The following is a 15,599-nucleotide window of genomic DNA, read 5'->3' as shown; positions in this document are numbered from 1 at the left end:
TAAATTCCATAATAGAGCAGCCAAGGCAGGATTTTTGTATTCAAATTAGGATACCAACGGAGATAATATTTGAATCCTCATTTGTTATCTTTGTTTAAAACCCGAAAATTTGAAACTGAAAATTAATAAAAGAAAAATTATAAGGGGTATTCTAATAACGATTATTTCGATATTGGTTTTACTTACCCTGCTTATTTTCAGTTTACGACTTCCGGTAGTTCAGAATTTCCTTAAAGACAAACTGGTTGTCTACCTGGAGAAAAAAATCAAAACAAAAGTTAGCATAGACAGAGTATACGTTGGGTTTCCTAACAGCCTGGTCATGGAAAAGCTGTATCTGGAAGGTCAGAATAAAGATACTCTTTTAGCGGTCAGAAAGCTTGATGTCGGTTTACACATGCTCAAACTGATCAATTCCACCGCAGATATTACTTCTGCCAGTATGGAAGGAGTCCGGGCCCATGTAGTAAGAAAACCGGATGGAAAATTCAACTTTGATTATATCATTGATGCTTTTGCAACGAAAGATGAAGAAGAAAGCCCATCTAAACCCTTTATTATTTCCCTGGATAAAATCAATCTAAAAGATATTGGAGTTACTTTCAACGACCAGCAATCCAGAAATGACCTTAAAGTATATTTCCGGTCGTTTGATACAAGAGTACGAACATTTGATCTAGATAAAAACACCTATGCTTTCAATGATATCAATCTTGACGGTTTAAAGCTGAAGTTAAAACAGGATCTGGTAGAGGAAGTTGCTGAAAATGTAGAAGAAAAAGTGGATTCCCTCAATCAGAAAAAGCCCATGAAAATTGGTTTAAGGGGAATAAAACTGACCAACTTCGATATTGATTACGGTGATGACAATACCAAAACTTTCGCCAAAGTTCTGTTTAAAGAATTAAGCACTAAAGTCAATAAACTTGATCTGGAAAATAATTCTTACAACATTTCCAATGTGATACTCTCCGGTGCGGATATTAATGCCAATCTTTATCTGCCTGCAGAAAATGCGAATCCAAAAAATTCAAAACAACCAACGGTAAAGCCTGAACCGGAAAAAGCCCTCCAATTGCTTTTAGGCAAGCTTCTTCTCAATGATGTGAAGGTTGTTTATAATAATACAGCAATAGCTCCCACAAAAACAGGAATGGATTTTAACCATCTGAATTTTTCCAAAATGAATCTGGAAGCCAGAAATTTCAGAATGAAGAACAACACTTTTGCAGGGACAGTGAATTCCGCAGAAATCCAGGAAGCACGGGGTTTGAATATCCAGAAATTTAATACCGATTTTATTTATGACGAAAAACAGGCTTACCTGAAAGATCTTTACCTACAAACTCCCAAAACCGTTTTGCGGGATGAAATTATTCTAAATTATAATTCCATTGAACAGTTAAGCGCTAATCCGGGAACGGTAAGAATTTCAGCGAATATCCGTAATTCCAAAATTGGATTTTCTGATATTCTGAATTTTGTTCCGACGTTAAGAAATACGGTCCCTTTCAATAAATATCCCAATGCCATATTAAATGTGAATGCCTTGGTCAATGGAACAGTAAATGATTTATTGATCAAAGACCTGAAATTATCCGGTCTGGACCAGCTGAAAGTTTCCGCATCCGGAAGAATCAGAAATGCAATGAATCCTGAGAACTTATATTATGACCTTCGGATCGGGGAACTATCTTCATCAGGAAAAACGATCTTCAATCTGGTCCCTAAAAATACAATCCCTTCCAATATCTCTCTACCCTCTTTTTTCAGTATAAAAGGTACGGCTAAGGGAACTACAAAAGTGGTAAACGCCAATCTGAAACTTACCTCAACTCTGGGAAATGCCGGAATTGTCGCTCAGGTAGACATGAGGAGGAAAAATCATGAGTTATATGATGTTAAAGCCAATCTTCAGAACCTGCAGATCGGCAAAATCATTCAGAATAAGGATTTGGGATCTATTACTGCACAAATTTCTGCCAAAGGGGAAAGTTTTGATTTTAAAAATGCCAAAGCAAACCTGAAAGGATATGTCAATTCAGTCGGGTATAAAGGCTACCGCTACCAGAATATGAATTTAACGGGCAAAATCAATCGTGGTGCTTATGATGTTGTATTGAATTCAAAAGACCCGAATGCCAATGTACAATTAACTGCTTCCGGAGTTTATGACGAAAAAAATCCAACGGTAAAAGTAAACGGAAACATCATTAAGCTTGATCTGAACAAACTTGGCTTCTATGAAAAGCCAATGATCATTGCAGGAAAAATTGACGGCGATTTTACCAATTTAGATCCTGATCATCTGAACGGCTATCTCAATCTTCAAAATTTCGCGTTCTCTGATACCAAAGAAGTATTCCCAGTCCAGGAAGTGAATGTAAAAGCTGTTTCTACAGCAGATTCAACCAAAATTAACCTGAATTCTCAGATTGCAGATATAGAATTAAAAGGCAAGTATAAGCTTACTCAGATTTTCGGATCATTACTGCAGACCATCAACCAATATTACCAGTTCCAGAAGCCGGATAAAGCCCAAAAGATTGAAGCCGGACAATATTTTACCTTTAATGCTAAAATCAAGAATGATGATCTGATCAGAAAATTTGTTCCGGATCTGAAGAGCTTTGAAACGATTAATGTAGTGGGAAATTATGACGCCGATACCCAGAAAATTGAAATAGACGGACAAATCCCACAGGTTTTATATGGGGAAAATTCAATTGAAGATGCCTCATTGCGGGTGACCAATGAAAACCAGGCTTTACAATATAATTTGGATGTCGCATCATTAAAAAGTGAAAGCTTTGCTTTGAACAGGGTAAATATCAATGGAGATGTTGCCAATAACATTCTCAATTATCATATTACCACCAAAGACGAAAAAAATACGACCCGTTTCTTAATCGCAGGAAATGCAAAATCTTTGAATGATGTTACGGAAATCTCGTTGAATCCAAATGGTTTAAAATTAAATTACAACGATTGGACTGTGGCCGAAAATAATAAAATCCAGATCAGCAGCAACGGAATTGTAGCTGATAATTTCAGGCTTTCCAACGCCGGAAGTGAAATTCTGCTGCAATCGGAAACCAATTCTCCTTCCAGTCCTTTAAATGTTTCGCTGAAAGATTTTAAAATAGAAACCATTACGGAAATCATTAAAAAAGATTCACTGCTGGCTAAAGGGACCATCAACGGAACTGCACAGCTCAGAAATGTCACGAAAGATATGACGTTCACTTCCGATCTGAATATTTCTGACCTTATGGTGTATGGAAGTCCGGTTGGTAATCTGGCCGTAAAAGTAAACAGCACTTCCCCTAAACTTCTCAATGCAGATATTGCCCTTTCAGGAAATAATAATGATGTGAAAGTTCTTGGAAACTATAATACTTCTTCCAGCACATTTGACCTCAATATGGATATCAATCAGCTTCAGATGAAGAGTATCCAGGGATTCACGATGAATGCGATTACCAATACGGAAGGATATCTTTCAGGAAACCTCAAAATCACAGGAAGTACCGAAAAGCCTAACATTTTAGGAAAAGTAAAATTCAATAATGCAGGACTGATGATTTCACAAACGGGAAGCGATTTCAGAAATATTAACGATGAAATTGATTTTACCAACCGGGGAATAGCCTTCAATCAATTCAAAATAAAAGATAAAGATGGAAATTCCCTCGCTCTGAATGGGGAAATCCTTACTCAAAATTATAGAGATTTTACCTTCAATTTTGATGTGAATGCCAAAGACTTCAAAGTGGTCAATTCAGAAAAATCGAATGAAGCCATTATGTACGGAACTCTCGCCATTGATGCGAATCTGCATGTTCGTGGAAATCTAGACCTCCCAAAAGTTGATGGAAGATTAGCCGTTACAGACAATACGGACTTCACTTTCGTACTTCCTCAATCTACTCCTTCGGTACAGGAAAGAGAAGGTATTGTTGAATTCATTGATCAGGATCAGGTGGTGCTCAATAAAACGATCAAAGCAGATTCGTTGAATACCGACAGCCGTATCAGAGGAATGGATGTGAATGTAAATATTGAAGTTCATAAAGAAGCACAATTGTCCATTCTTATTGATAAAGTGAACGGAGATTTCGTAAAACTTCAAGGCGAAGCACAATTAACCGGGGGAATTGACCCATCCGGAAAAACAACTCTGGTAGGAGTATATGAAGTTGAAAAAGGTTCTTACGAGCTAACAGTAAGTGTCCTGAAACGTAAGTTTGATATCCAGAAAGGAAGTACGATTACCTGGACCGGCGAACCGACTGCCGCTAATCTGGACATCACAGCCGTTTATAAAACCGAAGCTCCACCGATTGATCTACTGGAGCAACAATTAAGCGGTATGTCAACGGCTGATATGAATATGTATAAGCAAAAAATTCCTTTCAATACTTTACTTAAAATGAAAGGAGAACTCTTAAAGCCTCAGATCACTTTTGACATTACCACTGAAGAAGAAAACAATGCGGTGGCATCTTCTGTTGTAGATAATGTAAATGCCAAACTTGCCCAGCTGAGAACCGAAGAGTCTGAAATGAACAAGCAGGTTTTTGCTTTATTATTATTGAACCGTTTTGTAGGGGAAAATCCGTTCCAAAGCGGTGCAGGACTTTCCGCAGAATCCATGGCGAGACAGAGTGTGAGTAAAATTCTTTCTCAGCAATTGAATAATCTTGCATCCGGGTTAATCAAAGGAGTGGATTTGAATTTTGACCTTGAATCTTCCGAGGATTATTCTTCCGGAGAAAAAAATACAAGAACCGACCTGAATGTAGACATCAGCAAAAAATTACTGAATGACCGTCTAAAAGTTTCGGTAGGAAGTAATTTCGGACTGGAAGGCGAAGCCAGACAAAATGAGAACATGACGAATATTGCAGGTGACGTTACCGTAGATTACAGCCTTTCCAAAGATGGAAGATACATGTTGCGTGCGTATCGTAAGAATGAATATCAGGTGGCTCTTCAGGGGCAGATTGTAGAAACAGGAGTCGGGTTTATCATCACACTGGACTATGATAAATTCCGTGAGATTTTTCAAAAATCCAGAAAGAACAGAGCTAGAGAGAATAAGACAAATCAAGTAGTAGAGTTTAAATAATGAAAAATAAATTCCATACCTATCTTACCTGTTTATTTGTTTCAGGACTTTCCGTGATTGTATTTTCATGCAGTAACACCAGATTTCTGAAAGAAGGGCAAATGCTGTATACCGGAGCGGACATCAAGATTGAAGATGATACCATTTCAAAGAAGGAAAAGAACAACCTGAAAACGGCTTTGGAAGATAATCTGACTCCAAAACCCAATTCTTCATTTCTGGGATTACGTCCAAGATTATATTTCTATAATATTACCAAAGAGCCTGAAAAGGAAAAAGGATTCCGTTACTGGCTGAAATATAAAGTAGGAGAAAAACCTGTCTTACTGGGAGATGTTGACAGGGAATTCAATAAAGACATTATTGAAAACCATTCTGAGAATAAGGGTTATTTCAATGCAAGAGCTACTTATGACACTGTTTCTAAAAATAAAAAAGCAAAGGTTATCTATACGGTAAGACCGGGAGCAAGATATCTGATCAGCAGCGTGAAATTTCAAAAAGATTCTTCGCTTGTCAATCAGGAAATTCAGAATCTGACGGATAAAACATTACTGAAGACAGGAAAGCCTTTTGACCTGGATGTCATCAAAACAGAAAGAGAACGGATTGATAACGGATTAAAAGAAAAAGGGTTCTATTACTTTCATCCGGACAATATCATTGTTCAGGCAGACAGTACGGTAAGTAAAAACCATAAGGTGGAGCTTAATGTAAAACTGAAAGATAATACTCCTAATCTTGCCAAACAACAGTTCACTATTGACAAGGTGATTGTTTTTCCCAATTACAACATACAGGATGTAAAAGACGGTAAATACAGTATTCCCATGAATACGGATTCACTTTCTAAATATGCCTATAATGACATTTACGTCATTGATCCCAAACATACTTTCAAACCGAAAATCTTCGACAGAGCGCTATATTTTGAGAGGGGAGATTTATACAACCGTGCAGACCATAATCTTACATTGAACCGTCTGATCAGCTTAGGGGTCTTCAAATTTGTAAAAAATGAGTTCATTGTTTCAGATTCCCTGAATCATAAGTTTGATACCTATTATCTGTTAACTCCGAGAAAACTGCAGTCGCTTCGACTTGAAGCATTGGGAAGAACAAATTCCGCCAATTACGCAGGTAGTGAGCTTAACCTGAACTGGACTCACAGAAATTTCTTCCGTGGAGCCGAACAATTCAAAGCTTCTGTTTATGGCGCTTTTGATGTACAAATCGGAGGTCCGAAAGATGCCAATAATATTTTCCGTGCAGGAGCCAATGCACAGCTTTCGATCCCGAGAATTGTCGCACCTTTCCGTTTCCATTCATCCAGCGCGTTTGTTCCGAGGACCAATATCAGTTTAGGATATGAGTTCCAGAACCGTACTCAATATTATACATTGAATAATTTTAATGCATCGTTCGGTTATGTATGGAAAGAAAATGCGAGAAAGGAACACGATTTAAAAATATTCGACGTTACCTTAGTTTCTCCTGCCAATGTAACTCCAAAATATGATTCTTTGGCTCAAAACAGTTCTGCTTTGCGAAGAGTCGTTGAAAGACAACTTATTTTCGGTCCTATTTATACTTATACTTACACCAATACCATGATGCAGAAAACCAATACGGTGTATTATCGTGGTATGCTTGATTTAGCCGGAAATCTCACCGGTTTATTTACCGGGGCCAATGTGAAAAAGGATAAGCAAAAGGAAATCTTTGACATTCCTTTCAGCCAGTACGCAAAAATTGAAAATGATTTCAGGTTTTATCACAAGTTTGCCGAAAAAACTTCTTTTGCTTCAAGATTGATTGCCGGACTTGCCTATCCATATGGAAACTCGGAGCATATTCCGTTCTCCAGACAGTTTTTTGCAGGAGGGAGCAACAGTATCCGTGCTTTCCGTGCCAGAACATTAGGACCGGGAAGTTATGATCCCAGAACGCAGCCGGATGGAATTTTCTTTGATCAGGCAGGAGATATTAAATTGGAGCTGAATGCGGAATACCGTGCTAATCTTTATAAATTTTTAAATGTTGCGGTTTTTGCTGATGCCGGAAATATCTGGCTGGTAAACGAAGATCCCGAAAGACCCGGTGGAAAGTTCTCTAAAAACTTTTTAAGTGAAATTGCCGTAGGTGCAGGAGTAGGATTACGACTTGATTTTTCAATTTTAATTCTAAGGTTAGATTTGGCTATGCCTTTGAGAGTGCCTTATTATGAAAAAGGTAACAGATGGACTTTTGATAAGGTTAACTTTGGAGACAGCAGCTGGAGAAAAGATAATCTTATTTTGAATATTGCAATCGGATATCCTTTCTAACATGATCAGCAGGGCAAAATTTTTCTGGGAAGTCTTAAAAGATACATTCACAGAGTGGAATGATTCTTATGCCTCGAGAGATTCGGCGAGTTTGGCCTATTATGCCATATTTTCTATTCCCGGACTTTTAATTATCATCATCTGGATTGCCGGATATTTTTTCGGTGAAGAAGCGATACAGGGAGAAATCAGCAACCAGATCAGCGGAATTATGGGGTCGGATGCGGCCAAAAGTATAGAAAATATGATTGCAGGAGCCCTGATTGATAAAGAAAACGTTTTTATGAAAATTGTGGGAATAGGATCTCTTGTGTTCGGTTCCACTACCCTGTTTTTTCAATTGCAACATTCTTTGAATACACTTTGGGATGTGGAATCTGCCCCGAAAAAAGCATTCGTCAAATTTCTGCTGGACAGAGCTAATTCTTTGGGAATGATCCTGATCCTTGGTTTTTTGCTGATGATCACCATGATCTTATCTTCATTCATCAGTCTGTTTAATAATTGGATCACCAGTTATTTCGGCTTTGAAACCTATATGTTTGTTGAGACCGTGAACTTTATTATAGGTTTTGGAGTTGTTATGTTGCTGTTTGCTCTGATGTTTAAAGTGCTCCCGGATGTGAAGATGAATTGGCAGCCTGTATGGAGAGGAGCTTTTCTGACAACTTTATTATTTACACTGGGTAAGTTTTTATTAAGCCTTTATTTTGGACAGTTCAAGCCTACTTCACCTTTCGGAGCTGCCGGAACTGTGATTTTGATTATGATGTGGATCAATTATTCGTGTATGCTGATATTTTTCGGTGCGGAGTTTACTAAAATATATACTTATAGAAAAGGATATAAAATAACCCCTTCCAAACATGCCAAATGGAGTAAGGCAAAATTGTACGTCGAAAGTCATAAAAACCCAACCTCACAATCATGAATGATTTGAATAAAAAAACCTCCTGAATTCAGGAGGTTCTATTTTTACATTCTGTTTACGGTTCCTATTCCCAGTAATTCCAAGGATTTTTTTATTGTTTTGGCTGTTAAATCCGATAAGTTCAAACGGAATTGCTTCAGATTCTCGTCCTCAAGCTTTACAATCGGTGTATCTTGATTTTGATAGAACGAGTTATACGATTTCACTAAATCATATACATAATTGGCAACCAAAGCAGGACTTAAAGCTTCCGCAGCTTTCTCTACAACGGTTTTGTAATTGGCTAACAACATGATCAGCTCTTTCTCATATTCATTGATATCTATCTTGGAAACTTCTGTATGTTCATAACTTGCTTTTGTAAGCAAAGATTGAATACGAGCATAAGTATACTGAATGAATGGTCCTGTATTTCCATTAAACTCAATACTTTCCGCAGGATTGAATAACATTTTCTTTTTAGGATCTACTTTCAGCATGAAATATTTCAATGCTCCCAGACCTACGGTTTCGTAAGAAGCTTCTTTTTCTTCCTCTGAAAGATTTTCCAGCTTTCCTAATTCCTGTGCTTTCGATTTTGCTGTTTCATACATTTCCTGCATCAGATCATCCGCATCTACTACGGTTCCTTCACGGGATTTCATTTTTCCTTCCGGAAGCTCTACCATTCCATATGATAAATGGAATAACTGATCGGCCCAAGAATAGCCTAATTTTTTAAGAATTTTAAATAAAACCTGGAAATGGTAATCCTGCTCATTTCCTACCGTATAAATCAGCTTTTGAATATCATTATCTTTAAAACGCTCTACAGCAGTTCCCAAATCCTGAGTCATGTATACGGATGTTCCGTCTGAACGTAATAAAAGCTTTTGATCAAGGCCTTCATCCGTTAAGTCACACCAAACCGATCCGTCTTCTTTTTGATATAATACACCTTTATCCAGTCCTTCCTGGATTAGATCTTTTCCTAATAAATAAGTATTGCTTTCGTACTGAACCTGATCAAAATCTACTCCTAATCTTTTATACGTTTCATTAAAACCTTTATATACCCAAGAATTCATTTCATTCCAAAGGTTTCTCACTTTCTCATCTTCATTTTCCCAGTCCAAAAGCATTTTCTGAGCTTCCTTCATCACCGGCGCCTCTTTTTTAGCTTGCTCTTCTGCAACTCCCCGCTCAACCAGTTCTGAAATTTCTTTTTTGTAATTTTTATCAAATTCCACATAGTAGTTTCCGACAAACTTATCTCCTTTTATATGGGTTGCTTCCGGTGTTTCTCCATTCCCGAATTTTTCCCAGGCCAACATCGATTTACAGATATGAATTCCTCTGTCATTGATGATCTGAGTTTTAATCACATCATATCCCGCTTCTTTCAAAATCTGAGCTACCGAAAATCCTAACAGGTTATTTCTGATATGTCCCAAGTGCAAAGGCTTGTTGGTATTCGGAGAAGAATATTCCACCATTACGGTTGAATTCTTTCTTTCAATTTTTGAAAAACTATCATGTAATGATCTGAAGTTGTCTACAAAAAACTGGTTATTGATTTTAATATTAAGGAAACCTTTTACCACATTGAAACTTTCAACCAGATCAGTTTGGGCGGTCAAAGATTCTCCTAATTCAATACCTATGCTTTCAGGATTTTTCTTAAGCTGTTTTACCAATGAGAAGGTTACGATTGTAAAATCACCTTCAAATTCGGTTTTATTTTCCTGAACTTCCAGATTAATATCTTTTAACTGGTACACATTTAAAATAATCCCCGAAAGTTTTTCTTCTATGATATCTTTAATATTCATGTATTTTATATTCGTTTTTGAAAGGCATATGAAATTGCCTGCTTTTTGGAAATACAAATATACGGAAATAAAAAAACCGCCCGAAGGCGGTTTACAGTTTATATATCTGCTTTAGAATTAGAATTTATCCCAGAACAGTTTTGTTGTTAATTTATCTCCACCAATTGCTGATGAAGCAGCAGCCCAGTTAGTTCCATTTACAGACTGTTCTCTTACAGGGTAAGTCATTCTTACAGGAACTTTACCACCAGCTTCAGGAGCAGCTGTAGCAGATGCCTGTAATACAGGATAATCTAATCTTCTATAGAAGTTCCAAGAAGTTTGCCCCTGGTTAAATAATGCAGCCCATGCCTGTAAACCTATAGATTGCTTCCAGTTAGCAGCATTATAAGGATGCGCAGCTAAATAAGCAGTAGCATCTACAGCAGAAACACCCCACTCATCCATTGATGCTTGAACTGCAGTTGCATAAGCAGTTGCAGGAACTGAAGTTCCCCATCTAGCAGCAGCTTCAGCAAGATAGAATGCTACTTCCGTATAGTTCATGATAGTTCCAGGGTGAGTTGGCTCATGAGCGAATTCTCCAATTCTGGAAAATACATCTACTTCTCCCGGTTGTCCTACCACTTGCCCAACATATTCATCATCTTCGTTTAATTGATAGTAAGATGAAATTCTAGGGTCATTATTTGCTAATAAGAAATCAACAAACGGCTTTGCAGCAATATAATCATCCCTTCCACTTGCTACTAATGCATCATATAATGGATTATAGTTCGGAGAAGCTGCCTGATATGGTAATTGACAGTTATCTGCTGATGAAGTAAATACTCCGCCTGCAATAGCATCAGTAACAGTAGATTGTGCCAACGAAGGATTAGAGTCAGCAATCGCAATACCTAATTTTAATAATAAGGAATTACCAAATTTTTTCCATTTAGCAATATTTCCTTGATAATAGTAATCTCCGGCACCAAAAGAACTTCCTGTAGCAAGTGATTGTACATCCGTTTTTGCTCTTTGGATTAATGAGCTATAGATTGTTGCAGCATCATCATACGCAGGAAGAGGAAAAGCCTCCAATTGTAATGCCTGGCTATAAGGGACATTACCAAATGTATCTACCATATTCTGGTAAGTGTACACCATCATTAAATCAATAATAGCTAATCGATTTTTCTTGGTTACAGGCCATGTTGATATTTCTGCAGCCGTAGGACTATAGCTTTCTGTAAGTTCTTTAGCCTTATTCAGATTGTTAAGTACCTGAACATAATTGTCTGTCCAGATATTATTGGAAACATTTCTGTTAACAAAATCATAGTTACTTTCGTTAACATAAGTTGTTTCCTGCCAATATTGCATGGTTAATCTGAAGTTATTTTCGTTAACACTCGGGGTATTAACATAATCAGCTAAAGATTTTTGAGCATATGATACTACAGACTCAGCAGTTGTAGTATATGCACTATGTGGATCTTCGTTGATACTTTCGTCAGCGCAGCTGTTCAGCACCAACATCGAAAATAGGGTACCTATTAATATTTTTTTCATTTTTTTCTCGTTTAGAAGTTAGCTTTTAAAGTAAATGCGATGTTACGTGTTGCCGGCATTGGCCCAGACTGATATCCCTGGATATTTCCTGAAGATAATCCAGCTTCCGGATCTGCATATGGTAAATTCTTATGAATGATCCATAGGTTAGTTCCTACCAATCCCACAGTTAAGTCTCTCAAAAATGTGGAGGCTAATACACTGCTAGGTAATTTATAGCTTATAGCAACTTCTCTTAATTTAACAAAACTTGCATCATATACAAACGCTGCTGGTGGTGGGTCAGTTCCTAACACCTGGCTGGATTGAGATTTGTCTAGTCTTGTGGTATTTACAATATAATTATTAGGGTTATTAGGATCAACCATTACTCCCGGAAGAATAACTCCTCCTCCATTAGCCAATGTATTTCTGATAGGATTTCCTAAATCATTCAATCCTACTGAATCAGGATATAAACCTGTTCCATACCCATAATATTGGTCTAGAGAGAATACTTTTCCTCCTTGTTTCACGTCAATTAAGAAGCTGAATGATAGATTTTTATAAGTCAAGCTGTTTCTTAAACCACCCATCCATTTTGCCTGGAATGATCCAAGATTTTTATCTGATGAATCTGTAGATAAGTAAGCTCCATTTTCACCAACAACTTTCTGGCCGTTAGCATATACAAAATCGGCGCCCCAGATTGTTCCATAATCCTGATTTAAAGGCGCGTTAATAGAAACTCCTCCCTGTAAAGATCCTAATTGGATATTTTCAATACCAGGAGCTAGTTCCACTACTTTAGTGTTAGGGTTAGACCAGTTTACATCAATATTCCATGTAAAATCTGAAGTTTTAACTGGAACTACATGTCCTGAAATTTCAAATCCTTTTGTTTCCAATGTTCCTGCATTTTTATACTGGCTTCCAGAACCTGTTCCCGTAGATACCGGTAATGCAAGAATCTGATCAAATGCTTTATTTTTGAACCAAGCAACATCAAAACCTAATCTGTTTTTGAAGAACTCCATATTTGCACCTAGTTCTATGTTATCAAGTCGTTGAGGCTTAAGATCTTTATTCTTAGCAATGGTATTGTAAGCATACATTGATGATAAGAATGGGTTTTGAGCCAGATATACATTTGATAATAAGTTAGCATTTGTATCTGATCCTACCTGAGCATACGCAGCTCTCACTTTACCAAAAGACAACCACGGTTGCTTAATTAAATTAGAGAACACTAAACTTCCCGATACTGATGGATACCAATAAACATTGTTATCATCAGGTAAAGCACTTGACTGATCTCTTCTGATGGTTCCTTCTAAATAGTAAGTGTTTTTATACCCTAAAGATGCCTGAGCAAATACGCCGAATATTCTTTTTTCTGTTTCGGAAAGGAATGGTAGTGCCGGTGTAGATACCGAGTTACTTATGGTATATAATCCAGGAATTAATAATCCCCCGGAAGTCGATTGCTGATTGATCTCATTAGATTGAACGTTTAAGTTCGTTCCTAATAAGGCATTGATATTAAAATCATTCAATGTCTTTTTATATGTTGCCAAGAAATCATAGTTGGTCTCGGAAACATTATAATTAGATACCGCATAACCTGAAGGCTGGTCTACATCGTTCAATCCGAATGGGGCCGCTACTGAACCTACAGCTCTCCTTTCTTCCACTTTCATTGTATACCCGTCTCTACCCACTCTACCCATTAAGCTAATATCCGGAGTAAGGTCATAATTTAAGCTTGCATTTACTGCTAACCTGTCTCTGGAGTCAGTTTGATAGTTTTCATATACTTTGAAATACGGGTTATCCCAATATTGTGGTCTGATATCCGAAACACTCTTAATATTCCAGGTATAGTTCTGATGAGACATATTATACAACGCTTCCTGTTCTTTCAAATCTACGTTAGTAGCCCACCATTGTCTGAAATTGGACATAATGTTGTCACTATATCCTGTTGTGCTTCTTCCCTGAGTTCTCTGAGTAATAAAGTTAGCATATAAATTAGCCGTTAATTTATCTGTAAACTTGTAACTCGCATTACCAGCAAAATTGTTCTTATTCAATTTACTGTTCGGCATAATGTCCGTTGCATACGTATTTCCATAAGAGAATCTGTATGTTGCAACATCGTTTCCGCCATTTAAGGAAATATTATTTACAGTGTTTGTCCCAACATTAAAGAATTCAATTGGGCCATTTTTAGCAACTTCCCAAGCTGTTCTTTGTCCAAATGTTGGAGATCCGGGAATGAAAGCATCATATTGCCAAACAAGACTTCCATCATATTTTGGCCCATAGGAAGCATCATGTCCAAATGAAACTCTTGGGAAACCTTGGTAACTTCCAAATCCTTGTCCTAAGTATCCCTGCCCATATTCTGTTTGATATTCAGGGAATGTAGTTTTATCTACAAAAGAAACAGTAAAAGATGAGCTATACTCAACGCCTACTCCTTTATTTCTTTTACTTCCTTTTTTTGTTGTAATGATAATTGCCCCATTTTGAGCACGAGAACCATAAAGTGCTGTTGCAGCAGCCCCTTTGAGTACGTTAAGGGTTTCGATATCATTGGGATTAATATCTGAAGCCGTATTACCATAGTCATATCCACCTCTTGCTGTTTTTTGATCAGTTGAGTTGATATTACTATTGATAATAGGAACCCCATCTACTACAAATAAAGCCTGGTTATCTCCTAAAATTGATTTGTATCCACGCAATACAACATTCGTAGATCCACCAAAGTTAGTTCCCTGCTTAATATCCAAACCGGCAACTTTTCCCGACAAGTTATTAAGAAAGTTTGTAGTAGGAGCTTTACTGATATCTTCTCCTTTCACTTCCTGAGAAGAATATCCAAGAGCTTTCTTTTCTCTTTTAATACCGAGCGCGGTAACGACTACACCTTCAATGTCTTGTGTTTTTACTGTGTCATTCTTCGTTTCCTGGGCATTGGCCACAGCTAAAGAAGAAGATAACACTAACGTAAGCACACCTGCTGTTAGTTTCTTCATATCAAATTAATTTTTGCTTAGTACAAATTTGTAAAACTTTCTTAAAAACACAAAACAAAAACCCAAAAAATTATTATTTTTTCCATAATTGTTGAAATATTGTTAATTTTGTATGAGGGAAATTGTTAAAATTTATGGATTTGTTAAAGAAATGGACGGATAATTACATCGAAGCAGGGTGCGATGAGGTAGGAAGAGGCTGTTTAAGTGGTCCTGTGGTGGCTGCAGCTGTCATTTTAGGTGATAATTTTAAGCAAAGTTTAGTTAATGATTCCAAAAAGTTAAATTTTCAGACCCGTATGCAATTGGATGACTACATTAAAGATAATGTTAAAAGCTATGCCATTGCTGAACTTCCTGCAGAGTTCATAGACCAGCACAATATATTGAACGCCAGCATACATGCGATGCATAAAGCATTAGATCAATTAACTATAAGGCCGGAACTTATTTTAGTAGACGGAAATAGATTCCATCCCTATAATTATATTCCCCATCAATGTATTATAAAAGGCGATGCTAAAGTATTATCTATCGCTGCAGCATCTATTTTAGCAAAGAACTACAGAGATAGATTGATGATTAGGTTGCATGATGAATTCCCGCAGTATGGCTGGAATACAAACTTTGGGTATGCAACCAAACTGCATCAGGAAGCGCTTTCGAAGCATGGTCCTACCAAATATCACAGAAGATCCTTCAGGCTTGAATACGATTAAATTTTTCAAATTTGAATTATGATTTTACAGCCTTCAGAAATGAAATTTAAAATCCCTCTAAATAAAAAAGAGAAGCAATAATTTGCTTCTCTTTCTGTTATGA

Annotated in this window: 7 protein-coding genes; 4 read left to right on the top strand and 3 right to left on the bottom strand. The window is 37.1% G+C overall.

Annotated features, from left to right (window positions below; translation table 11 throughout):
- Positions 1 to 109: 109 nt before the first annotated feature.
- The 3 genes from BCF58_RS01165 to BCF58_RS01155 are packed head-to-tail and all read left to right on the top strand — an operon-like array spanning position 110 to position 8,389.
- Positions 110 to 5,131, top strand: a complete 5,022-nt coding sequence (locus tag BCF58_RS01165; RefSeq protein WP_121459972.1) for a translocation/assembly module TamB domain-containing protein — start codon at positions 110 to 112, stop codon at positions 5,129 to 5,131.
- Positions 5,131 to 7,458 carry a translocation and assembly module lipoprotein TamL gene (gene tamL / locus BCF58_RS01160; RefSeq protein WP_121459971.1) on the top strand — a complete coding sequence of 776 codons (2,328 nt, stop codon included), beginning with the start codon at positions 5,131 to 5,133 and terminating at the stop codon, positions 7,456 to 7,458. The genes BCF58_RS01165 and tamL overlap by 1 nt, the downstream gene beginning before the upstream one ends.
- 1 nt (position 7,459) lies before the next feature.
- On the top strand, positions 7,460 to 8,389 hold the full coding sequence (locus tag BCF58_RS01155; RefSeq protein WP_121459970.1) for a YihY/virulence factor BrkB family protein: 930 nt from the start codon (positions 7,460 to 7,462) through the stop codon (positions 8,387 to 8,389).
- 44 nt (positions 8,390 to 8,433) lie between these two features.
- Here the strand turns inward: BCF58_RS01155 and argS are convergent, their stop codons facing one another.
- The 3 genes from argS to BCF58_RS01140 form a co-directional block, all read right to left on the bottom strand.
- Positions 8,434 to 10,200 carry an arginine--tRNA ligase gene (gene argS, locus BCF58_RS01150; RefSeq protein ID WP_121459969.1) on the bottom strand — a complete coding sequence of 589 codons (1,767 nt, stop codon included), beginning with the start codon at positions 10,198 to 10,200 and terminating at the stop codon, positions 8,434 to 8,436.
- Positions 10,201 to 10,317: 117 nt separating this feature from the next.
- A complete protein-coding gene (locus BCF58_RS01145; RefSeq protein WP_121459968.1) occupies positions 10,318 to 11,754 on the bottom strand; it encodes a SusD/RagB family nutrient-binding outer membrane lipoprotein in 1,437 nt (478 codons plus the stop codon).
- Positions 11,755 to 11,765: 11 nt separating this feature from the next.
- Complete coding sequence (locus BCF58_RS01140; protein WP_121459967.1) at positions 11,766 to 14,777, bottom strand: SusC/RagA family TonB-linked outer membrane protein; 3,012 nt, start codon at positions 14,775 to 14,777, stop codon at positions 11,766 to 11,768.
- A gap of 134 nt (positions 14,778 to 14,911) precedes the next feature.
- On the opposite strand from BCF58_RS01140, the gene BCF58_RS01135 reads away from it, so the two are divergent.
- Entirely contained in the window at positions 14,912 to 15,496 is a 585-nt protein-coding gene (locus BCF58_RS01135) for a ribonuclease HII (RefSeq protein ID WP_121459966.1), read from the top strand.
- The last annotated feature ends 103 nt before the right edge of the window (positions 15,497 to 15,599 follow it).

The organism is Chryseobacterium defluvii (assembly GCF_003634775.1).
GTDB lineage: Bacteria > Bacteroidota > Bacteroidia > Flavobacteriales > Weeksellaceae > Chryseobacterium > Chryseobacterium defluvii.
This window is presented reverse-complemented; position numbering and strand designations above follow the sequence as displayed.

Bases quoted from the DNA above. Each gene is read 5' to 3' on its own strand.
- tamL (WP_121459971.1), top strand. From the start codon at position 5,131: ATGAAAAATAAATTCCATACCTATCTTACCTGTTTATTTGTTTCAGGA.
- BCF58_RS01155 (WP_121459970.1), top strand. From the start codon at position 7,460: ATGATCAGCAGGGCAAAATTTTTCTGGGAAGTCTTAAAAGATACATTC.
- argS (WP_121459969.1), bottom strand. From the start codon at position 10,200: ATGAATATTAAAGATATCATAGAAGAAAAACTTTCGGGGATTATTTTA.
- BCF58_RS01145 (WP_121459968.1), bottom strand. From the start codon at position 11,754: ATGAAAAAAATATTAATAGGTACCCTATTTTCGATGTTGGTGCTGAAC.
- BCF58_RS01140 (WP_121459967.1), bottom strand. From the start codon at position 14,777: ATGAAGAAACTAACAGCAGGTGTGCTTACGTTAGTGTTATCTTCTTCT.
- BCF58_RS01135 (WP_121459966.1), top strand. From the start codon at position 14,912: ATGGATTTGTTAAAGAAATGGACGGATAATTACATCGAAGCAGGGTGC.